General features: G+C 72.4%; 17 protein-coding genes. 4 read left to right on the plus strand and 13 right to left on the minus strand.

The window, feature by feature from the left end; all coding sequences use genetic code 11:
• Positions 1-68: 68 nt before the first annotated feature.
• The 10 genes from ACFVGW_RS07695 to rsmH form a co-directional block, all read right to left on the minus strand.
• Entirely contained in the window at positions 69-926 is an 858-nt protein-coding gene (locus ACFVGW_RS07695; protein ID WP_385851211.1) for a cell division protein FtsQ/DivIB, read from the minus strand.
• Positions 927-959: 33 nt separating this feature from the next.
• Positions 960-2045: an undecaprenyldiphospho-muramoylpentapeptide beta-N-acetylglucosaminyltransferase gene (gene murG / locus ACFVGW_RS07700; protein ID WP_352190502.1), complete on the minus strand. Its 1086-nt coding sequence runs from the start codon at positions 2043-2045 to the stop codon at positions 960-962.
• Between the two features lie 6 nt (positions 2046-2051).
• The gene (gene ftsW / locus ACFVGW_RS07705) at positions 2052-3392 is read right to left on the minus strand and encodes a putative lipid II flippase FtsW (RefSeq protein WP_383221347.1); all 1341 of its coding nucleotides are present in this window, start codon (positions 3390-3392) and stop codon (positions 2052-2054) included.
• A gap of 55 nt (positions 3393-3447) precedes the next feature.
• Positions 3448-4875 carry a UDP-N-acetylmuramoyl-L-alanine--D-glutamate ligase gene (gene murD / locus ACFVGW_RS07710; RefSeq protein ID WP_385851212.1) on the minus strand — a complete coding sequence of 476 codons (1428 nt, stop codon included), beginning with the start codon at positions 4873-4875 and terminating at the stop codon, positions 3448-3450.
• Positions 4857-5927 (minus strand): phospho-N-acetylmuramoyl-pentapeptide-transferase, encoded by a 1071-nt coding sequence (gene mraY, locus ACFVGW_RS07715; RefSeq protein ID WP_189802264.1) that lies wholly within the window; start codon positions 5925-5927, stop codon positions 4857-4859. The genes murD and mraY overlap by 19 nt, the downstream gene beginning before the upstream one ends.
• Complete coding sequence (gene murF, locus ACFVGW_RS07720) at positions 5924-7348, minus strand: UDP-N-acetylmuramoyl-tripeptide--D-alanyl-D-alanine ligase (protein ID WP_385851213.1); 1425 nt, start codon at positions 7346-7348, stop codon at positions 5924-5926. Before murF ends, mraY begins: the two co-directional genes overlap by 4 nt.
• 3 nt (positions 7349-7351) lie before the next feature.
• Positions 7352-9001, minus strand: coding sequence for a UDP-N-acetylmuramoyl-L-alanyl-D-glutamate--2,6-diaminopimelate ligase (locus ACFVGW_RS07725; protein WP_385851214.1), 1650 nt, complete (start codon positions 8999-9001; stop codon positions 7352-7354).
• 16 nt (positions 9002-9017) lie between these two features.
• The gene (locus ACFVGW_RS07730; protein ID WP_385851315.1) at positions 9018-11006 is read right to left on the minus strand and encodes a peptidoglycan D,D-transpeptidase FtsI family protein; all 1989 of its coding nucleotides are present in this window, start codon (positions 11004-11006) and stop codon (positions 9018-9020) included.
• 5 nt (positions 11007-11011) lie between these two features.
• Positions 11012-11572, minus strand: a complete 561-nt coding sequence (locus ACFVGW_RS07735; RefSeq protein ID WP_385851215.1) for a septum formation initiator family protein — start codon at positions 11570-11572, stop codon at positions 11012-11014.
• A gap of 100 nt (positions 11573-11672) precedes the next feature.
• Positions 11673-12629: a 16S rRNA (cytosine(1402)-N(4))-methyltransferase RsmH gene (gene rsmH, locus ACFVGW_RS07740; protein ID WP_385851216.1), complete on the minus strand. Its 957-nt coding sequence runs from the start codon at positions 12627-12629 to the stop codon at positions 11673-11675.
• Positions 12630-12941: 312 nt separating this feature from the next.
• Here rsmH and ACFVGW_RS07745 point away from each other — a divergent pair, with 312 nt between their 5' ends.
• The 4 genes from ACFVGW_RS07745 to ACFVGW_RS07760 all read left to right on the plus strand — a co-directional run bounded on the left by ACFVGW_RS07745 (position 12942) and on the right by ACFVGW_RS07760 (position 18455).
• Positions 12942-13481, plus strand: a complete 540-nt coding sequence (locus tag ACFVGW_RS07745; RefSeq protein WP_385851217.1) for a beta-class carbonic anhydrase — start codon at positions 12942-12944, stop codon at positions 13479-13481.
• Between the two features lie 161 nt (positions 13482-13642).
• On the plus strand, positions 13643-14662 hold the full coding sequence (locus tag ACFVGW_RS07750) for a MoxR family ATPase (protein ID WP_352190494.1): 1020 nt from the start codon (positions 13643-13645) through the stop codon (positions 14660-14662).
• Positions 14662-16038: a DUF58 domain-containing protein gene (locus tag ACFVGW_RS07755; protein WP_385851218.1), complete on the plus strand. Its 1377-nt coding sequence runs from the start codon at positions 14662-14664 to the stop codon at positions 16036-16038. The genes ACFVGW_RS07750 and ACFVGW_RS07755 overlap by 1 nt, the downstream gene beginning before the upstream one ends.
• Positions 16035-18455 (plus strand): DUF3488 and DUF4129 domain-containing transglutaminase family protein, encoded by a 2421-nt coding sequence (locus ACFVGW_RS07760; RefSeq protein ID WP_385851219.1) that lies wholly within the window; start codon positions 16035-16037, stop codon positions 18453-18455. Before ACFVGW_RS07755 ends, ACFVGW_RS07760 begins: the two co-directional genes overlap by 4 nt.
• A 526-nt stretch (positions 18456-18981) precedes the next feature.
• Here the strand turns inward: ACFVGW_RS07760 and ACFVGW_RS07765 are convergent.
• The 3 genes from ACFVGW_RS07765 to ACFVGW_RS07775 all read right to left on the minus strand — a co-directional run bounded on the left by ACFVGW_RS07765 (position 18982) and on the right by ACFVGW_RS07775 (position 21053).
• Positions 18982-19386, minus strand: coding sequence for a DUF3040 domain-containing protein (locus tag ACFVGW_RS07765; protein ID WP_352191812.1), 405 nt, complete (start codon positions 19384-19386; stop codon positions 18982-18984).
• 268 nt (positions 19387-19654) lie between these two features.
• Complete coding sequence (locus ACFVGW_RS07770) at positions 19655-20443, minus strand: class I SAM-dependent methyltransferase (protein ID WP_383308072.1); 789 nt, start codon at positions 20441-20443, stop codon at positions 19655-19657.
• A gap of 79 nt (positions 20444-20522) precedes the next feature.
• A complete protein-coding gene (locus tag ACFVGW_RS07775; RefSeq protein ID WP_352191814.1) occupies positions 20523-21053 on the minus strand; it encodes an SAV_6107 family HEPN domain-containing protein in 531 nt (176 codons plus the stop codon).
• Between the last annotated feature and the right edge of the window lie 3 nt (positions 21054-21056).

Genomic DNA, 21056 nt, shown 5'->3' on the forward strand with positions numbered 1-21056 from the left:
CAGGACACTAAGTCGACAAGTGGCGCACGTTCAACGAACACGCCGAACCTCCCGTTTTTCTTTTCACCCTATGTGATCACCCGTAGCGCTGGCCAACCAGGGTGCTGGCCAGCGGGAACGGGCGTCAACTCCCCCGAGGTGGCGGGGGCTGTGGGGGCGCTTACATCGAAGTGCCCCGCTTTGGGCGTCGCCTTCATGAGGGCGGTGAGCACGCGGGCCTTGACGGCACCCTCCTCGCCGCTGCCCCAGAAGACCGTACGGCCGCCGCTGAGCTCCAGAGTGATGGAGTCGTACGAGGTGATCTCGACGACACGAGTGTCCCGGGCGATTTTCTCGGGGAGTTCGCCCGTCACGCCCACCGCCTCCAGCAGGAGCCGGTCCTCGTCGAAGCGGCGCAGGCTGGGTGCGGAGACGGCCTTCAGGACGAGTTCGGGTACGCCCGGGGGCGCTTTGTCCACGGTGGCGAATCGTGTTCCGGTGGAGTCCACTTCCGTGAACTTTCCGCCCTTTTCCACCACCAGGACCGGCTTCCGTTCCGTCACTTTCAGACCGATTCCATCCGGCCAGGACCGAGTGACCTCGACCGCGTCGATACGGGGCAGTTCCCGCAGCAGTCGCGCCTCGATGGCGTCGGTGTCGACGGAGACGAGCGGGGATCCGACCGGCACGGAGGCGACCGTCTCCACCTCACGGGGTGTCAGAATCCGTGTTCCGGAGATCGACACGCGTTCCAGGCGCAGCCAGGACGAGCCGTAGAGCGCCCAGACCGTGCCGGACCCGACCAGGACGAGGACGAGCGCGGCCAGCAGGACCCGCGGCCCGGGCACCCGGAATCCACCGTCCCGGGCGCCCGTCCCCGCCGGCCGTTCCGACGACCCCTTCGGTTCGCGTGTGCCGCGCTTCTCCGCGGTCGTCGGTCCGGTCACGCCCTCTCTCCATCCCTGTGAGGCGCGCTCGCCTCAGCGCGCGGCGATCGCGTCGTACACCATGCCGACGAGCAGGTCGTCGGCATCCCTGCGGCCGAACTCGGCGGCGGCGCGGGACATCTCGTACAGCCGGTGCGGATCGGCCAGAACGGGCAGGACGTTGCCCTGCACCCACTGCGGCGACAGCTCCGCGTCGTCGACGAGCAGTCCGCCGCCCGCCTTGACCACCGGCTGGGCGTTGAGCCGCTGTTCGCCGTTGCCGATGGGCAGCGGGACGTATGCGGCGGGCAGCCCGACGGCGGAGAGTTCGGCGACGGTCATCGCGCCCGCGCGGCAGAGCATCATGTCCGCCGCCGCGTACGCGAGATCCATCCGGTCCACGTACGGTACCGGGACGTACGGCGGCATCCCGGGCATGTTGTCGACACGCGGCACTTCGTTCTTCGGGCCGACCGCGTGCAGGATCTGGATGCCGGAGCGCTGGAGCACCGGCGCGATCTGCTGGACGACCTCGTTGAGTCGGCGTGCGCCCTGCGAGCCGCCGGAGACGAGCAGCGTCGGCAGGTTCGGGTCGAGACCGAAGGCGGCGCGCGCCTCGGGCCGGACCCGGGCCCGGTCGAGGGTGGCGATCGTGTGCCGCAGCGGGATGCCGATGTAACGGGCGTTGCGGAGCTTGGAGTCCGGCGTGGCGACGGCGACCCCGGCCGCGTACCGCGAGCCGATCTTGTTGGCCAGGCCCGGCCGGGCGTTGGCCTCGTGGACCACGATCGGCACTCCGAGGCGCTTGGCCGCGAGATAGCCGGGCAGGGCCACGTAGCCGCCGAAGCCGACCACACAGTCCGCCTTGGTGCGCTCCAGGATCTGCTCGGCCGCCTTGATGGTGCCGCGCAGCCGTCCGGGGACGGTGATCAGCTCAGGGGTGGGCTTGCGTGGCAGCGGCACGGCAGGGATGAGCGCCAGCTCGTAGCCCCGCTCGGGGACGAGTCGGGTCTCCAGGCCCTTCTCCGTGCCGAGCGCCGTGATGCCCACGCTCGGGTCCTGCCTGCGCAGGGCGTCCGCGAGGGCGAGCGCGGGCTCGATGTGGCCGGCGGTCCCCCCACCGGCGAGTACGACATGCACCGAAATTCACCGCTCTCCGGACGGACGCTTCTTGACGCGCCGTCGCATCGACTTCCATCTCACCCCGGCCCGCCTACCCCAGCCGGGGCGCCGCATGGCCAGGGCCGCTTTCGCGGCGGGTTCCTGTCGCGCGAAGGCGATGAGGAGCCCGACGGCGAACATGGTCGGCAGCAGGGCCGACCCTCCGTAGGAGAACAGCGGGAGCGGGACCCCGGCGATCGGCAGCAGACCGAGCACCGCACCGATGTTGATCACGGCCTGGGCCGTGATCCACGTGGTCACACCTCCCGCGGCGTACCTCACGAAGGGGTCCTCCGTGCGTCCGGCCACGCGGATACCCGCATAGCCTAGAGCCGCGAACAGGGCGAGTACCGACAGCGTCCCCGCCAGACCCAGTTCCTCCCCGGTGACGGCGAAGATGAAGTCGGTGTGCGCTTCGGGTAGTTGGCCCCATTTTTCCACACTGGCACCCAGACCGGAACCGAACCATCCGCCCGAGGCCAGAGCATAGATCCCGTGGGCTGCCTGGAGACAGGGCGCGCCCTCTCCGCCGGGGTCGGTGGCACCGATGCAGGCGAACCGCTTCAGCCGGTTGTCGCTGGTCGTGATCAGCAGGTAACCGATGGCTCCGGCCACCGCCAGCACACCGACGAAGAGCCTGGTGGGCGCGCCGGCCGTCCACAGCAGCCCGAAGAGGATCGCGGTCAGCACGATCGCCGTGCCCATGTCCCCGCCGAGCATGATGAGCCCGAGCAGCAGGAACGCCGCGGGCACCAGCGGCACGAGCATGTGCTTCCACTGCGTGAGCAGTTTCATGTCCTGCTTGCGGGCCAGCAGGTCGGCACCCCACAGGATGAGCGCCAGCTTGCCGAACTCGCTGGGCTGCAGCATGAAGGGGCCGCCCAGCGAGATCCAGTTCTGGTTGCCGCCGACCGCCCGCCCTATCCCCGGGATCTGCACGAGCACCATCAGGAAGACCGCGCCGACGAGGATCGGGTACGCGAGCGCCCGGTGCAGCTTCACCGGCATCCGGGAGGCCACCAGGAGCAGCACCGCGCCGAGGGCGGCGGCGAAGAACTGCTTGCGGAAGAAGTACGAGGGCACGAGGTCGTACCGGAGCGCCGTGATCATCGAGGCGCTGTAGACCATCACCAGGCCGAGCGCGGTGATGAGCAGGGCCGCGCCGAGGATGACGTAGTACGCGGTGAGCGGCCGGTCCCAGGCCCGCCGCGCCTGCTCGTACATCCGCCGTACGCCGCCGGCGCGGGAGGCGCGCGGCGGCGCGGGAACGCGGCCTCCACCGCGGACGGCGGAGGGCCGGCGGGTCCCGGCGGTTCTGCTCGGCATGGTCGCTGTCCCCTCCAGTCGTGCCCGGCGCTGCCGGACCTCCTTGCTGGTCAGGTCAGTCGCGCCCGGCCGCGGCGAGGGCGCGGACGGCGTCCGCGAAGGCCTCGCCCCGCTTGTTGTAATTGGTGAACATGTCCATCGAGGCGCAGGCCGGGGCCAGCAGGACCGTGTCGCCCGGCCGCGCGAGCCGGGACGCCTCCTCGACCGCCGCGGACATCGCCCCAGTGTCGGTCCGGTCGAGGTCCACGACCGGTACTTCCGGGGCGTGTCGCGCCAGGGCTTCGCGGATCAGCGTCCGGTCGGCGCCGATGAGGACGACCCCGCGCAGGCGCTTCGCCGAGTTGGCGACGATCTCGTCGAAGGCGGCACCCTTGGCGAGGCCGCCGGCGATCCAGACGATCGGGTCGTAGGCCGCCAACGAGGCTTCCGCGGCATGGGTGTTGGTCGCCTTGGAGTCGTCGACGTAGACGACGCCCTGGATCTCCTCGACCAGTTCGATGCGGTGCGGGTCGGGCCGGAAGGCCCGCAGCCCGTCCCGTACGGCCTTCGGCTCCACGCCGAAGGCGCGGGCGAGGGCGGCCGCGGCGAGCGCGTTGGCGATGTTGTGCGGGGCCGGCGGCTGGACGTCCGCGACCTCGGCGAGCTCCTGGGCCTGCTTCTGCCGGTTCTCGACGAAGGCCCGGTCGACGAGGATGCCCTCGACGACGCCGAGCTGGGACGGGCCGGGGGTGCCGAGGGTGAAGCCGATGGCCCGGCAGCCCTCCTCGACGTCCGCCTCGCGGACCAGGTCCTCGGTGACCTTGTCGGCCACGTTGTAGACGCAGGCCACGGTGTTGCCCTCGTAGATCCGGCCCTTGTCGGCGGCGTACGCCTCCATGGTTCCGTGCCAGTCGAGGTGGTCGGGCGCCAGGTTGAGCACCACGGCCGAGTGGGCCCGCAGGCTCGGGGCCCAGTGGAGCTGGTAGCTGGAGAGCTCGACGGCGAGGACGTCGTACGTCTCCTCGCCGAGGACGGCGTCGAGGAGGGAGACCCCGATGTTCCCGACGGCGGCGGTCCGCAGCCCCGCGGCCTGGAGGATCGAGGCGAGCATCCGCACGGTCGTGGTCTTGCCGTTGGTGCCGGTCACGGCGAGCCAGGGAGCGGCATCAGGGCCACGCAGACGCCAGGCGAGCTCGACGTCGCCCCAGACCTCCACGCCCGCCTCCGCGGCGGCCGCGAAGAGCGGCTTGTCGGGCCGCCAGCCGGGGGCGGTGACGACCAGTTCGCTGCCCTCCGGCAGGGTGTCGCCGTCGCCGAGGCGGACGGTGATCCCCTCGGCCCGCAGCTCCTCGGCCTGCGCCCGGGACCGCGCGTCGTCGCCGTCGTTGACGACGGTCACGACGGCGCCCAGGCCGTGCAGGGCCCGGGCGGCCGGGATCCCGGAGACCCCGAGACCCGCGACGGTGACCCTCTTGCCGTTCCAGCTCACTTTTCGGATGCCCATCCCGCGTAGAAGAGGCCCAGGCCCACGATGACGCACATGCCCTGGATGATCCAGAACCGGACGACGACCAGGACCTCCGACCACCCCTTGAGTTCGAAGTGGTGCTGGAGCGGGGCCATCCGGAAGACGCGCTTGCCGGTCATCTTGAACGAGCCGACCTGGATGACCACCGACATGGTGATCAGCACGAACAGGCCGCCGAGCAGGGCGAGCAGCAGCTCGGTACGGGAGCAGATGGCGAGACCGGCGAGCGCGCCGCCGAGGGCCAGCGAGCCGGTGTCACCCATGAAGATCTTGGCCGGCGAGGTGTTCCACCACAGGAAGCCGAAGCAGGCACCCATGAGGGCGGAGGCGACGACCGCGAGGTCGAGCGGGTCGCGTACCTCGAAGCAGGCGTTGGGGTTGGTCAGGGTGACCGCGTTGGCGCAGGACTCCTGGAACTGCCACAGGCCGATGAACGTGTACGCGCCGAAGACCATCACCGACGCGCCGGTGGCCAGGCCGTCCAGACCGTCCGTCAGGTTCACGCCGTTGGACATGGCCAGGATCATGAAGAGCGCCCAGACCACGAACAGCACCGGCCCGATGGCCCAGCCGAAGTCGGTGATGAAGGAGAGCTTCGTGGAGGCGGGGGTGAGCCCGCGCAGGTCCGCGAACTGCAGGGAGAGCACGGCGAAGGCGATGCCGACGATCAGCTGGCCGGCCATCTTCGCCTTGGCGCGCAGGCCCAGCGAACGCTGCTTGACGATCTTGATGTAGTCGTCGAGGAAGCCGACGAGGCCCATGCCGGCCATCAGGAAGAGGACGAGCACACCCGAGTACGTCGGGTCCTCACCGGTGATGACCTTGGCGAGCGCGTACGCGATGAGCGTGGCCAGGATGAAGGAGATACCGCCCATGGTGGGCGTGCCCTTCTTCCCGGCGTGGCCGCGCGGGCCGTCGTCGCGGATGAACTGCCCGTACCCCTTGCGGGCAAGGAGCTTGATGAGCAGCGGGGTGCCGATCAGGGTCAGGAAGAGCCCGATGGCTCCCGCGAAGAGGATCTGCCTCATCGGCCCGTGACCTCGCTCTCGGAGTCGAGCAGCGCCAGGGCGACCTGCTCAAGACCGACAGACCTGGAAGCCTTCACAAGGACGACATCCCCCGGGCGCAGCTCTCTGCGCAACAGGTCGACAGCCGCCTGCGCGTCGGACACGTGCACCGACTCCTCACCCCACGAACCCTCGTTATATGCGCCCAGTTGCAGCCAGGACGCTTCCCTGTCCCCTACTGCCACGAGCTTGCTGACGTTGAGCCGGACGGCGAGCCGTCCGACCGCGTCGTGCTCGGCGAGCGATGCGTCTCCGAGCTCGGCCATCTTGCCGAGCACCGCCCACGTCCGGCCCCCCTGGGCCTGTGCGGCCCGGCCCATGGCCGCGAGCGCGCGCAGAGCGGCTCGCATGGACTCGGGGTTCGCGTTGTAGGCGTCGTTGACGATCGTCACGCCGTCCGGACGCTCGGTGACCTCCATGCGCCAGCGCGACAGGGTGCCCGCCTCCGAGAGCGCGGTGGCGATCTCCTCGACGGGCATGCCCAGCTCATGGGCGACGGCGGCCGCGGCGAGCGCGTTCGACACGTGGTGCTCACCGTACAGGCGCAAGGTCACGTCACTGCACCCGGTGGGTGTGTGAAGCTTGAAAGAGGGCTGTCCGTTCGCTGTGAGACGGACATTCTCGGCACGTACGACCGCTTCGTCCGACTCTCCGAAGAGCGTCACGCGCGCCCGGGTCCGCTCGGCCATGGCCCGGACGAGCGGGTCGTCGGCGTTGAGGACGGCCACGCCGCCCTCGTCGGCCGGGGGAAGCGCCTCCACGAGTTCGCCCTTCGCCTGGGCGATCTGCTCGCGGCCGCCGAACTCGCCGATGTGGGCGGTGCCCACGTTGAGGACGAGTCCGATGCGCGGCGGGGTCAGTCCGGTGAGGTAGCGGATGTGACCGATGCCGCGGGCGCCCATCTCGAGGACCAGGTGCTTGGTCTCGTCGCTCGCGCGCAGCGCCGTCAGCGGCAGCCCGATCTCGTTGTTGAGCGAGCCGGGCGTCCACACGGTGGGGGCGTGGCGGTCGAGGACCTGGGCGATCAGGTCCTTGGTGGAGGTCTTGCCGGCCGAGCCGGTCAGCGCGACGACATCGGTGCCGAGGCGTTCGACGACGGCGCGGGCGAGGGCGCCGAGGGCCGACTGGACGTCGTCCACGACGATGGCGGGTACGCCGACGGGGCGGGCGGCCAGCACGGCTGCCGCGCCCGCCTCGACGGCGCGGGCCGCGTAGTCGTGGCCGTCGACCTGTTCGCCGGCGAAGGCGGCGAACAGACTGCCGGGCTTCACCTCACGGGAGTCGATGACGACGGGACCGGTGATCCGGACGGCCGGATCCGGTATGTCGTACGACTGCCCGCCGACGATTTCGGCGATCTCGGCGAGGGAGAGGGCGATCACAACTTATCCCTGACTGTTCTTGAGGCTGCGTTCAATCGCTTCGCGCAGGACCTGGCGGTCGTCGAACGGGCGGACCACACCGGCGATGTCCTGGCCCTGCTCGTGGCCCTTGCCGGCGACGAGCACGGTGTCGCCGGGCCGGGCGCGGGCCACGGCCGCGGCGACGGCCGCCGCGCGGTCGGCGTCGACCAGGACGTCGCCGCGCTCGTGGGCGGGCACCTCGGCGGCGCCGGCGAGCATCGCGGCGAGGATCGCGAGCGGGTCCTCGGAACGGGGGTTGTCGGAGGTCAGTACGGCGGTGTCGGCGAGACGGGCCGCCGCGGCCCCCATCGGGCCGCGCTTGGTGGTGTCCCGGTCGCCGCCGCAGCCGATGACGATGTGCACCTTCCCCTCGGTGACCTTGCGCAGCGAGCGCAGGACCGATTCGACGGCGTCCGTCTTGTGGGCGTAGTCGACGACCGCGAGGTACGGCTGGCCGGCGTCGACGCGCTCCAGCCGGCCGGGGACGCCGGGGACGGCGGCGACGCCGTCGGCGGCGGTCTGCGGGTCGATCCCGGCGACGGCCAGGGTGACGATCGCGGCCAGGGTGTTGGCGACGTTGAACGGGCCGGGCAGCGGCGCGGCGGCGGAGATCCGCTCGCCCTCGGGCCCGACGACCGTGAACGTGGAGCCGTGGGAGCCGATCTCGACGGCCTCGGCGCGCCAGTCGGCGTCCGGGTGGCCCTCGGCGGAGAAGGTGACGACGGGGACGCCGGCCTCCCCGGCGAGCCGGCGGCCGTAGGCGTCGTCGAGGTTGACCACGCCGCGCCTGCTGCGCTCCGGAGTGAAGAGCTGCGCCTTGGCCTGAAAGTAGTCCTCCATGCCGGAGTGGAACTCCATGTGCTCCGGGCTGAGGTTGTTGAAGACGGCGACGTCGAAGACGCAGCCGTCGACCCGGCCGAGCACGAGGGCGTGGCTGGAGACCTCCATGGCGACCGCCTCCACCCCGCGTTCGCGCATCACCGCGAACAGGGCCTGGAGGTCGGTGGCTTCGGGGGTCGTACGCTCCGACTTGATGCGCTCGTCGCCGATCCGCATCTCGACGGTGCCGATGAGGCCGCTCGTGCGCCCGGCCGCCTTGAGGCCGCCCTCCACGAGGTAGGCCGTGGTGGTCTTGCCCGAGGTGCCGGTGATGCCGATCTGGAGGAGGTCCTCGCCCGGCCGGCCGTAGATCTCGGCGGCGAGCTCGCCCATCCGGCCGCGCGGGTTCTCCACGACCAGGACCGGCAGGCCGGTCGCGGCGGCGCGTTCGGCGCCGGAGGGGTCGGTGAGGATCGCGGCGGCGCCGAGGCCGGCGGCCTGGGCGGCGAAGTCGGCGCCGTGCAGCCGGGCGCCGGGGAGGGCCGCGTACACGTCGCCGGGCCGTACCGCCCGCGAGTCGTGGGTGATGCCCGTGACGGCGGCGTCGCCGGGCGTCTCGGTCCCGAGCCGGGAGGCCAGGTCGCCCAGGGGTGTCGGGCGGGCCTGCTCCGGGCGGGGCGGGGCGGTTCGGTACTGATCAGCGTGTGGCACGGCGGTGAGCGTACCGGGCCCACCCGCCGCGGGGCCAAAAGAGGCCGGGGCGTCGCCGGAGTTCGATTTCCGGTTCCCGGAATCGGGGGTGATCGTGCTCACTGGTGCTCCCGGGGTGTCACTCGCTGTCCTTGAAGATGACCGGCAGTCGGGCGGGCTCGCTGCCCGTCGGGGCCACGTGGAGTGTCTTGAGGGCGAACTCCATGACCTCCTTGTAGATGGGGCCGCAGATCTGGCCGCCGAAGTAGCTGCCCTTGGTGGGGTTCTGGATGGCGCAGTACACCGTGATCTGCGGGTCGTCGGCGGGTGCGAAGCCCGCGAACGAGGCGGTGTACCCGTGGTAGCCGCCGCGTTCGGGGTCGACCCGGTTGGCCGTTCCGGTCTTGCCCGCGACGCGGTAGCCGGGGATCCGGGCCTTGGTGCCGGTGCCCTCCCGGTCCTCGACCACGGACTCCAGCATCGTGGCGAGGGTCTTGGCCGTCTTCTCGCTGACCACCCGTGTCTCCTTCGGCGCGGGCGCCGGAGTGAAGCGGCCGTCGGGTCCCTTGGTGCCGCGGACGAGGGTGGGCTCGATCCGTACGCCGCCGTTGGCGATGGTCGAGTAGACCGAGGTCGCCTGCATGGCGTTGATCGAGAGCCCCTGGCCGAAGGGGATCGTGTACTGCTGCGAGGTCGACCAGTTCCGGGGCTTGGCGAGGATGCCCGGAGTCTCGCCCGGGTAGCCGAGCCCGGTGGGGCTGCCGATGCCGAACTTGCGCAGGTAGGAGTGGAGGACCTGGTTGGACTCGGCCTGCGTCCTGCCGAGCTGGCCGGTGGCCAGGATCGTGCCGATGTTGCTCGACTTGGCGAGGACTCCGTTGAGCGTCAGGTACCAGGTGGGGTGGTTGATGTCGTCCTTGAAGAGGCGGTCGCCGCGGTGCAGCCGGTTGGGGACGACGACGTGGGTGCCGGGGGTCGCCACGCCCTCCTCCAGGACGGCGGCCATGGACATGACCTTGCTGGTGGAGCCGGGCTCGTAGGCGTCCTGCAGGGCCGCGTTGCCCATCGCGGCGGAGTTGGCCGCGGAGAGGTCGTTGGGGTCGAAGCCGGGGGCGTTGGCCATGGCCAGGACCTCGCCGGTCCTCGTGTTCTGCACTATGACGTAGCCGCGGTCCGCCTTGGACTTCTTCACCTGCTCGGTGATGGCCTGCTGGGCGGCCCACTGGATGTCCCGGTCGATGGTCAGCTCGATGTCGGAGCCGGGTACGGCCGGGGTCCCCCGGGAGCCCGCGGTGGGCACCTGGCGGCCGCCGGACTCGGCGAACCTGATCTTGCCCTCCTGGCCCGCGAGTTCCTTGTCGAGCATCGACTCCAGACCGCCGCCGCCCCGCCCCTCGGCGTTGACGTACCCCAGTATTCCGGCGGCGAGCTCGCCGTTGGGGTACACGCGCTTGCTGCTGGGCTCGCTCAGGATGCCGCCGAGCAGGTTGACGCCGTTGCCGCCCTCGGAGGGCTTGGACTTCTGCCCGTAGACCTTCTTGAGGTCCTTGATCTGGTTCCAGACCTGCGGGGTCTGCTTGCGGGCCAGCAGGGTGTAGCGGGACTTGGGGGTGCGCAGCTTCTTCGCCAGGTCCGCGGGCTCCTTGCCCAGGAGCGGCGCGAGGAGCGCGGCGGCCTGCTCGGGGGCGTCCTGGACCTTGCTCTCCTCGGGGGTGAAGAGCTTGGGGTCGGCGGTGATGTCGTACGCGTCGACGCTGGCGGCCAGCGCGATCCCGGAGCGGTCGGTGATCTCGCCGCGCTCCGCGGAGAGCGTGTACTCCTGGTAGCGGTGCGCCTCGGCCTTCGCGGCGAGGGCGCTCGCGTCGACGGCCTGCACCTGGAGCAGGCGGACGACGAACACCAGCATCACGAGGGTCAGGCCGAGCGAGACGAGCCGCAGCCGGGGCTTCGGGCTGCCGAGCCGGATGGTGCGCACCTTGGGCCGTGCGGGAGGCCGGGGAGCGGGCCTGCGCGGGGCGCCGCCGGAGCGTGCGTCACCGGAGCGTGCGGCGGCGGGCCGGGGACGGGCGGGGCGCGCGGGCCCGGCGGGGCCGGGGACCCGGCGGCGCGGGGGCTCCTTGGGGGGCACTGCGGTCACCTGCCGGAGGTCGTCGGGGCGGGCGCGGTCGTCTTCTGCGTCGTCTCGGGCGCCTCTGGTGTCTCCGGCGGCTCCGCGGAGGTCGCGCCGGAAGGCGTGGCCGTCGTGGCGGTGCCGGAGGGGGCGCTCGTCGCCGGGTTCGTGCCCGGCGGAGCCGCGTCGGGCTTCGGGGCGGGCGGCGGCTTCGGCTCGGCCGTCGCCTCGGAGGGCTCGCCGAGGACCTTGCCGCTCGGGTCGAGGAAGGCGGGGCTGCCGCCGGGGACCATGCCGAGCTCCCGGGCCCTGCGCTCCAGTGCGTCGGGCGCCGAGTAGTCGTCCACGTCGCGCTGGAGGGCCTGCTCCTCGTCGGTCAGCTCGGTGGTGCGGTTCTTGAGGTCACGCAGCTTGAAGGAGCCCTGGTTGAGGGCGGAGTTGAGCAGCAGGAGCGTGATGAGACCGCCGCCGAGGAGCACCACGACAAGAAGGACGAAGGGGGTACGGGCGGCGGTGCTGGGCCCCGAGGGCATGAGCCGCCCGAGCCGCGCCGCCCGCCCTTTGAGCGGCCCCTTCGTCGTCATGCCCGCTCGCTTCCGTGAGCTTCTTCCCCGCCCACGAGGCGCGGAGCCGTGGCTGCGCCGGGCGCCTCGCGCGGGGTGGTGGTGCGACACGCCCCGGCGGTCACAGTGCGTCCTCCCGGATGCGCTGCGCCCCCCGGAGCCTGGCCGGGGCGGCTCGGCGGTTCTCGGCGATCTCCTCCTCGGTGGGGAGTTCGGCGCCTCGGGTGAGCAGCTTCAGCCGGGGCTGGTACTGCTCGGGGACCACCGGGAGGCCGGGCGGCGCGGTGTTCGCCGCGCCCGCCGCGAAGACCTGCTTGACCAGGCGGTCCTCCAGGGAGTGGTACGACAGGACCGCGATCCGGCCGCTCACGGCGAGCGCCTTCACCGCCGCCGGGATCGCCCGCTCCAGGACGGTCAGCTCGCCGTTCACCTCGATGCGCAGGGCCTGGAAGGTGCGCTTGGCCGGGTTGCCGCCGGTGCGCTTGGCCGCCTGCGGCAGCGCGTCGCGGATCAGCTCGACCAGGCGGGCGCTGCTGGTGAACGGCTCCTTGTCGCGCTCGCGCACGATCGCCGAGACGATCCGCTTGGCCTGCTTCTCCTCGCCGTACGCCCGCAGGATCCGGACCAGCTCGCCGGCCGGGTAGGTGTTGAGGACCTCCGCCGCGCTCATGCCGGTCGTCTGGTCCATGCGCATGTCGAGCGGGGCGTCCTGCGCGTAGGCGAAGCCCCGGTCGGCCTCGTCGAGCTGCATGGAGGAGACGCCCAGGTCGAAGAGGATGCCGTCGACGCGCGGGATGCCGAGCCGGTCGAGGACCTCGGGCAGCTCGTCGTAGACCGCGTGGACGAGCGTCGCGCGCTCACCGTACGGGGCGAGCCGTTCGCCCGAGAGCCGCAGCGCCTCCTTGTCCCGGTCGAGTGCGACCAGACGTGCCTCGGGGAACCGCGCGAGCAGCGCCTCGCTGTGGCCGCCGAGGCCGAGGGTGCAGTCGACGACGACCGCGCCGGGGCGCTCCAGGGCGGGGGCCAACATGTCCAGGCACCGCTGGAGCATCACCGGGACGTGTCGGTCGTTGCTCAATTGCGCCCTCTCAGAATTCGGCTCAGATTCGGCGCGGCCGCTACGCATCCGCCGCGCACGCGGGGGAGAAAGCGCGGAAATCGCTCAATGTCTCCGTGAACTTCGCGTCACTTTAGTCCACTGGCCGTGGCGGTCAATCAACCGGCTGGCGCGTCGCACGGGGCTTCGGCCGGAGCGGGGCATTCAGGATGACTCACCCGAATGGGCCCCCTCCTCCCCTGCCTGTGGGTTACCTCACAACAAGGCTCATTGACGTTCTTTGTCCGCTCTCACAGCGGGCCATGAGCGCCCGTGACCACTACCGTCGTAGACATGTCGACCTCTGCGCACCCTTCCGCCGACGTGATACGGACCCCCGGCACGGTCACCGACCGACTCGTCGAGGCCAACGAGCGGTACGCCGCCGGCTTCACCGATCCGGGCATGGACGCGCGACCCGTGCTGAATGTGGCCGTGGTCGCCTGCATGGACGCCCGTCTCGACCTCCACGCCGCGCTCGGCCTGGAACTCGGCGACTGTCACACCATCCGCAACGCGGGCGGCGTCGTCACCGACGACGTGATCCGCTCGCTCACGATCAGCCAGCGCGCGCTCAAGACCCGCAGCGTGGTGCTCATCCACCACACCGGCTGCGGTCTGGAGTCGCTCACCGAGGACTTCCGGCACGAACTGGAGATGGAGGTCGGTCAGCGGCCGGCCTGGGCCGTAGAGGCCTTCCGGGACGTCGAGCAGGACGTCCGGCAGTCCATGCAGCGCGTGCGGACCTCGCCGTTCCTGCTGCACACCGACGATGTCCGCGGGTTCGTCTTCGACGTGACCACCGGTCTGCTCCGCGAGATCGACCCCGCCTGATCCGCAGGGCGCAACATGGCAAACCCCGGCATAACGCTCCCACTTGTCCACAGGCGAGTGACACAACCCGGCAAGGGCAACAAGAATGCTCGGGTGACACCCCCCGCAAAGAACCGCGGGGGCAGGTGTCGGTGTGTTTCGGAGGGGCCGAGGAGGGCCGGGTGACGACCTATGACGATCGAGCGAGCCTCACAGATCTGACCACCACAGCGGAGCGCGTCCGCAGGTCGGTGGAGGGTGTGATCGAGGGCAAGCCTGAGGTCGTACGGCTTTCGCTGACCGTGCTGCTCGCCGAGGGACATCTTCTGATCGAGGATGTCCCCGGCGTCGGCAAGACGATGCTGGCCAAGACGCTGGCGCGGTCCATCGACTGTTCGGTGCGCCGTATCCAGTTCACGCCCGACCTGCTGCCGTCGGACATCACCGGCGTGTCGATCTTCGACCAGCAGCGGCGGGACTTCGAGTTCAAACCGGGCGCGATCTTCGCCCAGATCGTGATCGGCGACGAGATCAACCGCGCCTCGCCGAAGACCCAGTCCGCGCTCCTGGAGTCCATGGAGGAGCGGCAGGTCACGGTCGACGGGCAGACGTACGAGCTGCCGAGCCCGTTCATGGTCGTCGCCACGCAGAACCCGGTGGAGATGGAGGGCACGTACCCGCTCCCCGAGGCCCAGCGCGACCGCTTCATGGCGCGCGTCTCGATCGGCTACCCCAGTGCCGAGGCCGAGCTCCAGATGCTCGGCGTCCACGGCGCGGTCAACCCGCTGGACGACCTGCAGCCGGTCGCCCACGCCCACGACATCGTCAAGCTGATCGACGCGGTGCGGGCCGTCCATGTCGCCGACTCCGTGCGCCGGTACGCCGTGGACGTCGTCGCCGCGACCAGAACCCACCCGGACCTGAGACTCGGCGCCTCCCCGCGCGCCACGCTCCACCTGCTGCGTGCCGCCAAGGCCTCCGCGGCGCTCAGCGGCCGCGAGTACGTCCTGCCGGACGACCTCCAGGCGCTGGCCGTTCCGGTCCTCGCGCACCGGCTGCTCCCGACGGCGCAGGCCCAGCTGAACCGGCGTACGGCGGAGCAGGTCGTCCTCGACATCCTGCAGCGCACGCCCGTCCCGGCCACCGCGCCGCCCGCCGGCCCGCACTTCGGCCACCAGCAGCCCGGCGTTCGGCCGCTGTGATGACGACCGCTGCCACGTCTGAGGGGCAGCGGGGAGACGACCTGGGCGCTCGCGCGGGTGGTGACGACCGGGGCGGTCTGCGGGCAGCCCTGAGCGGACTCACCACGCGCGGCCGGTCCTTCCTCGCCGCCGGTGTCGCCGCCGCGATCTGCGCCTTCGTCCTCGGCCAGGGCGACCTGCTGCGCGTCGGGCTGCTGCTCGCGGTGCTGCCGCTGCTCTGCGCCGTGGTGCTCCACCGCACCCGTTACCGGGTCGCCGGCAGCCGCCGGCTCTCCCCGCAGCGGGTGCCGGTCGGCTCGGAGGCTCGCGTCCACCTGCGGATGGACAACGTCTCCCGGCTGCCCACCGGGCTGCTCATGCTCCAGGACCACGTCCCGTACATGCTCGGGCCGAGGCCCCGGTTCGTCCTGGACCGGGTCGAGGCGGGCGGCCGGCGCGAGGTGTCGTACCGGGTCCGCTCCGACCTGCGCGGCCGCTTCCCGCTGGGCCCGCTCCAGCTGCGGCTGAACGATCCGTTCGGCCTGTGCGAGCTGACGCGTTCCTTCAGCGCGTACGACACCCTGACCGTGGTCCCCCGGACCGAGCCGCTGCCGCCGGTGAAGCTGACCGGCGAGGCGGCGGGGTACGGCGACGGCAGCCTGCGCTCGCTGGCGCTGGCCGGCGACGACGACGTGATCCCCCGCACCTACCGCCACGGCGACGACCTGCGCCGGGTCCACTGGCGGTCCACCGCGCGCTACGGCGAGCTGATGGTGCGCCGTGAGGAGCAGCCGCAGCGGGCCCGCTGCACGGTGCTGCTCGACACCCGGGCCATCGCCTACGAGGGCGCCGGGCCGGACTCGGCCTTCGAGTGGGCGGTCTCCGGAGCGGCCTCCGCGCTGGTGCACATGCTGGAGCGGGGCTTCTCGGTACGGCTCCTCACCGACACGGGCACCGCGGTGCCCGGCGAGGGCGCCGAGGGCTTCGCCGGTACGACGCACGACTCGGCCGAGGCGGCCGGGCTGATGATGGACACCCTCGCCGTCGTGGACCACTCCGACGGCGCCGGTCTCTCGCGCGCGTACGACGTGCTGCGCGGCGGGAACGAGGGGCTGCTGATCGCCTTCGTCGGCGACATCGACGAGGAGCAGGCGGCGGTCGCCGCCCGGATGCGGCAGCGCAGCGGCGCGGCCGTGGCCTTCGTCCTGGACTCCGGCACGTGGATCTCCGGCGGCGCGGCGTCCGGGGCGGTCGAGGAGCGGCTGAGGCAGCTGCGGGAGGCCGGCTGGACGGCACTGGCCGTTCCCCCGGGCGCCCGGCTCGCCGAGCTGTGGCAGCAGGCGGGCGGGATCCGCGCGGAGAGCGCCGCGGGCGACACGTACGGAGGTTGGTCATGAGCGGCCTCGGGCGGCTGACGCTGGGCGCCTACGCCGCCACACTGATGGCGGCGGGCGCGCTCCTTCCGCTGGTGCGGCCGGCGAACTGGATCTTCACGGCGGCGCTGCTTCTCGCGGTGCAGAGCGGGGCCGGCGCGCTGGCCCGGCGGGTGCCGCTGGCCAGACCGCTGACGATCACGGCGCAGGCCGTCGTGAGCGTGCTGGCGATGACCCTGGTCTTCGCCCGGGAGCAGGCGCTGCTCGGACTGCTGCCGGGGCCGGAGGCCCTCGGACGGTTCGCCACGCTCTTCCAGTCGGGCGTCGACGACGTGGGGACCTTCGCGATCCCGGCCCCGGACACCGCGGGCATCCGGCTGATGGTGGTCGGCGGCGTGCTGGTGATCGGACTCCTGGTGGACACGCTCGCGGTGACCTTCCGCAGCGCGGCCCCGGCCGGTCTGCCACTGCTCGCGCTCTACTCGGTGGCCGCGGGGCTCTCCGCGGGCGGCGCGAGCTGGCTCTGGTTCCTGCTCGCGGCCTCCGGCTATCTCATGCTGCTCCTGGCGGAGAGCCGCGACCGGCTCTCCCAGTGGGGGCGTGTCTTCGGCGCCGCGCCGCGGGCCGGCCGGCCCGGTACGGCCGGCTCCGGGGGCGCGCGGCCGCTCGCCCCGGTGCGGACCGGCCGGCGGATCGGCGTGGTCGCGATGGGCGTCGCGCTGGCCGTGCCGGCGGTGCTGCCCACGCTCTCCGGCGGCCTGTTCGGCGGCTCGGGCGGAGGGCCGGGCGAGAGCGGCAAGGGCGGGACCATCTCGGCGGTGAACCCGCTGGTCTCGCTCCAGGACAACCTGCGCCAGCCCGAGGACCGTGAGGTGCTGCGGTACCGGACGAACGCGCCCGACACCAGCGGCATGTATCTGCGGCTCGTGGCGCTCGACCAGTTCGACGGCACGTCGTGGAAGTCCTCCGTCCGCCCGATCGAGGACGTGCCCAAGCCGCTGCCGCGGCCGGACGGCCTGAGCGGACAGGTCGCCACGACCGAGGTGACGGGCAACTTCGTCGCCGCCCCGACGTACGAGCAGAAGTGGCTGCCGATGCCGTACCCGGCGTCCCGGGTGGAGATCGGCGGGCGCTGGCGGTACGAGCCGGCCGGGCGGATGCTCGTCGGCGACGACGGGCAGACCACACGGGACGTCCGGTACACGGTGGCCAGCCTGGACGTGCGGCCCACGGCCGCTCAGCTGGCGGCCGCCCCGCCGGCGCCGGCCGCGCTCCGTGCCGAGTACACCAAGGTCCCCGCCTCGCTGCCGCTCGACGTACGGGCGACGGCGCTCCAGGTCACCAAGGGCGCGCGGAACGACTACGAGCGGGCCGTGAAGCTGCAGGAGTGGTTCGCGTCGGACGGCGGCTTCCGCTACGACGTCGACGTCGAGTCCGGTACGGGCGTCCAGGCGATCTCGCGCTTCCTGGAGCGGCGGGAGGGCTTCTGCGTCCACTTCTCGTTCTCGATGGCGGCGATGGCGCGGACCCTGGGGATCCCGGCGCGGGTGGCGGTCGGCTTCATGCCGGGCAGCCGGCAGGCCGACGGCGCGATGTCGGTGGGCATCCGGGACGCCCACGCCTGGCCCGAGGTGTACTTCGAGGGCGCGGGGTGGACCCGGTTCGAGCCGACGCCGACGCGGGGCTTCACGCCGGAGTACACGCGCCGGCAGTCCCCGTCGGGGACGCCGACCGAGACCGCGCAGCCGTCGGCCGGCGCCTCCGCGGCGCCGTCGGCGGTGCCGAGCGCGTCGGACAGCTGCCCGCCGCAGCTGCGCCGCCTCGGCGAGTGCGGACCGGACGCGGCGGCGGGCGGTGCCTCGTCGGACGGCGGCGGGATCGATCCGCTGACGGTGGTTCTGGTGAGCCTGGGTGTGGCGGTGGTGGTGCTGCTGCCGCTGACGCCTCTGCTGTGGCGCAGGCGGGTACGGTCGCGGCGGCTCGGCTCCTCGGGCCGTACCGCCGAGGACGCGGTGGCCAGGACGCTGGCCGCGTGGCAGGAGATCGTGGACACGGCCTGGGACCACGGGGTGGTGCCGGACGAGTCGATCACGCCGCGGAAGACGGCGGCGCGGATCGTCCGGCTCGGCGCCCTGGAGGGCGAGTCGGCCGACGCCGTGCACCGGGTGGCGCGCGCGGTGGAGCAGGTCCTCTACGCCCCGCAGCCCCGTCCGGGCACGGGTCTGGCGGACGAAGTGGCCCTGGTCGGCTCCGGCTTCGCGGCGACCGCGTCCCGGAAGGTCCGGCTGCGGGCGCTGCTGGCCCCGCGCTCGGCCGCGCGGGTGATCTGGAGGGCGTCGGCGGACTGGTCGGCCCTGACGGACCGCTGGGCCGCCCGCCGCCAGACCGCGACGCTCCGCCTGACCACCACCCTCCGCCGACTGACCCGCACGAACCCCTGACCCGTGGGCCCGTGGGGGACACCGGCCGGTGTCCCCCACGGGCCACGGAGCCGCTGTCTCTATGGAGGCACCGAACGGTGGAGCCCCGTCGGCCTCACGGGACAGTCATGCCCCGCCGGGGCACGGACGGGGCTCCACCGCGCGGGCACGGAGCCGTCGTCCCCCGCCCCCCGCAGGACACGGACGGTCCCGGCCCCGCGCCCTTCGGGGCGGGCGGCCACGCACGGTCGGCCCGTCCTCGGGCTACGGACAGTGGCCCCGTCAGGGGGCGCGACAGACGGACGGCCCCGTCAGGGGCACGGGCAGTCGGCCTCGTCAGCGGCACGGGCAGTCGGCCTCGTCAGTTGGGCGCGACAGACGGTTGGCCCCGTCAGAGGGCGCGACAAACGGCCGGCCCGTCCTCTGACCACAGACGGTCGGCCCCGGCAGGGGCTTGGGAACGGGCGAGCCCCCGCGGGACGCGCTGTGGCGCGGGCCCGCGGGGGCTCGGTTGCGTGAAGGGGCGCATCGCGCCCTCAGCGCGGCGTCAGTGGCCGCCGCCCTGCTGCTCGTCGCGGCGGCGCTGCCACCGCTCTTCGATCCGGTTCATCATCGAGCGGCGCTGCCGAGTCTGACGACCACCGGCCGCCGCCCCGCCACTCGCCTGCTGCTCACCCGGTTTGGGCGCCTTGCGCCATCCGGTGACCGCCAGTACCGCGCAGCCCAGCATGACGAGGAACCCCACCACGCTGATCCAGATCTGCTGAGCGACCATTCCAGCCATGAGGAGCGCGATACCCACCAGGAAGCCGGCGACTGCCTGGTAGACCCGTCGCCGGGTGTACGTACGCAGTCCGCTTCCCTCGAGCGCTGTCGCGAACTTGGGATCTTCGGCGTACAGCGCTCGCTCCATCTGCTCGAGCATTCGCTGCTCGTGCTCCGAGAGCGGCACGGAGTCCTCCTAGTCGTCGGTCGCGGGGGCGACCGGGATGCGGCCCTTTCAGGATAGGCAGGGAATCGCCCCCGTGAAACCCGCCCTCAACGCCTATTCGCCAATCCGGGCCGCCATGCGGTTCGGTTGCTGAGGCGTTGATTCCCCGGCTACCTGCCCGTCATGCCGGACGGTGTCCCCCGATCATACGGGGCAAAGCCCGCGACCGGAGGTGCTGTGGCGTACTCCATGTGCGGTTGCGCCGCTGATCAGCGGCGCAACCGAGGTATCAGGCGGGCTTCTCGCCCAGGACGTGCAACTGGGTGGCGATGGCATGGAAGGAGGGCAGCTCCGCCGCGGCGGCCTCCAGCTTGAGCAGCGCCTCGGCCGCACCCGGCTCGGTGTCGACGAGAACCCCGGGGACGAGGTCGGCGAAGACCCGCACGCCGTGCACCGCGCCGACGTCCAGACCGGCCGCGCCCGCCAGTTCGGTGAGCTGCTCCGCGGTGAACCGCCGGGGCACCGGGTCGCCGGTCCCCCAGCGGCCGGCCGGGTCGCTGAGCGCGTTCCTGGCCTCGGTGAAGTGTCCGGCCAGCGCGCGGGCGAGGACCGCGCCGCCGACACCCGCGGCGAGCAGGCTGAGCGCGCCCCCGTCCCGCAGCGCCGCGGTCGCGTTCCGTACGCCCTCGGCCGGGTCGTCCACGTACTCCAGGACGCCGTGGCAGAGCACCACGTCGAAGCCGTCGCGTCCGACCACGTCGAAGAGGCCGCGGATGTCGCCCTGGACCCCGCTGACCCGCTCAGCGACGCCGGCCTCGGCAGCCCGGCGCTCCAGCGCGAACAGCGCGTTGGGGCTGGGGTCGACGACGGTGACCCGGTGACCGAGGCGGGCCACCGGCACGGCGAAGTTCCCGGAGCCGCCGCCCGTGTCGAGGACATCCAGGCTGTCCTTCCCGGTGGCCTTGACCCGGCGATCGAGGGCGTCCTTGAGGACGTCCCAGACGACGGCCGTACGCAGGGAGGCGCGCGACGGTCGCGACGACGCCTCTCGACCGAAGACAGGGGAAGGGTCCGACACGGCTGTTGACTCCTCGGTGACGGTGTACGAACGCCTCCCACCCTATGGCCTCGGCCGCGCTGCCCCGCTCAACCGCCGCTCACCCCGTGGCCTCGCCGGCACCGGTCTGACGGGGCAGTACGGGCTGAAGGACGAGCAGCCGCTCGACCAGGCGCAGGAACATCGCGGCGTCCCGGATCAGGTCGTCGGCGTCCCGGCTGCTCGCGGCGCCCGGTATGCCCGCCTCGGCCCGGGCCCGGCGGGAGGCGCCGGCGGCGAAGAGGGCGCTCCACTCGGTGAGCTCGGGCGCTATCTCGGGCAGCACTTCCCATGCGCTGCGGATCCTGGCCCGTTTACGGGGGTTGGTCTCGGGGCGTCCCCGGACGGCGAGCACGGCGGCCGCGGTGCGGAGGGCGGCGAGGTGGGCCGTGGCGTACCGCTCGTTGGGCCGGTCGAAGGCGGCCGCCTCGTCGAGCCCGGTGCGGGCCTGGGCGAGCAGGTCGAGGGCGGCGGGCGGCGCCGTGGAGCGGCGCAGCACGGGGTGGACGTCGGACGGTGGTCCTGCCAGTGCGGGGGCGGGTCGGCTTCCCGGGCGGCGCCTGGGCGCGGCTGCTGCGGAGGAGCTGGTCATGAC

This window comes from Streptomyces sp. NPDC127129, assembly GCF_042671585.1.
GTDB lineage: Bacteria > Actinomycetota > Actinomycetes > Streptomycetales > Streptomycetaceae > Streptomyces.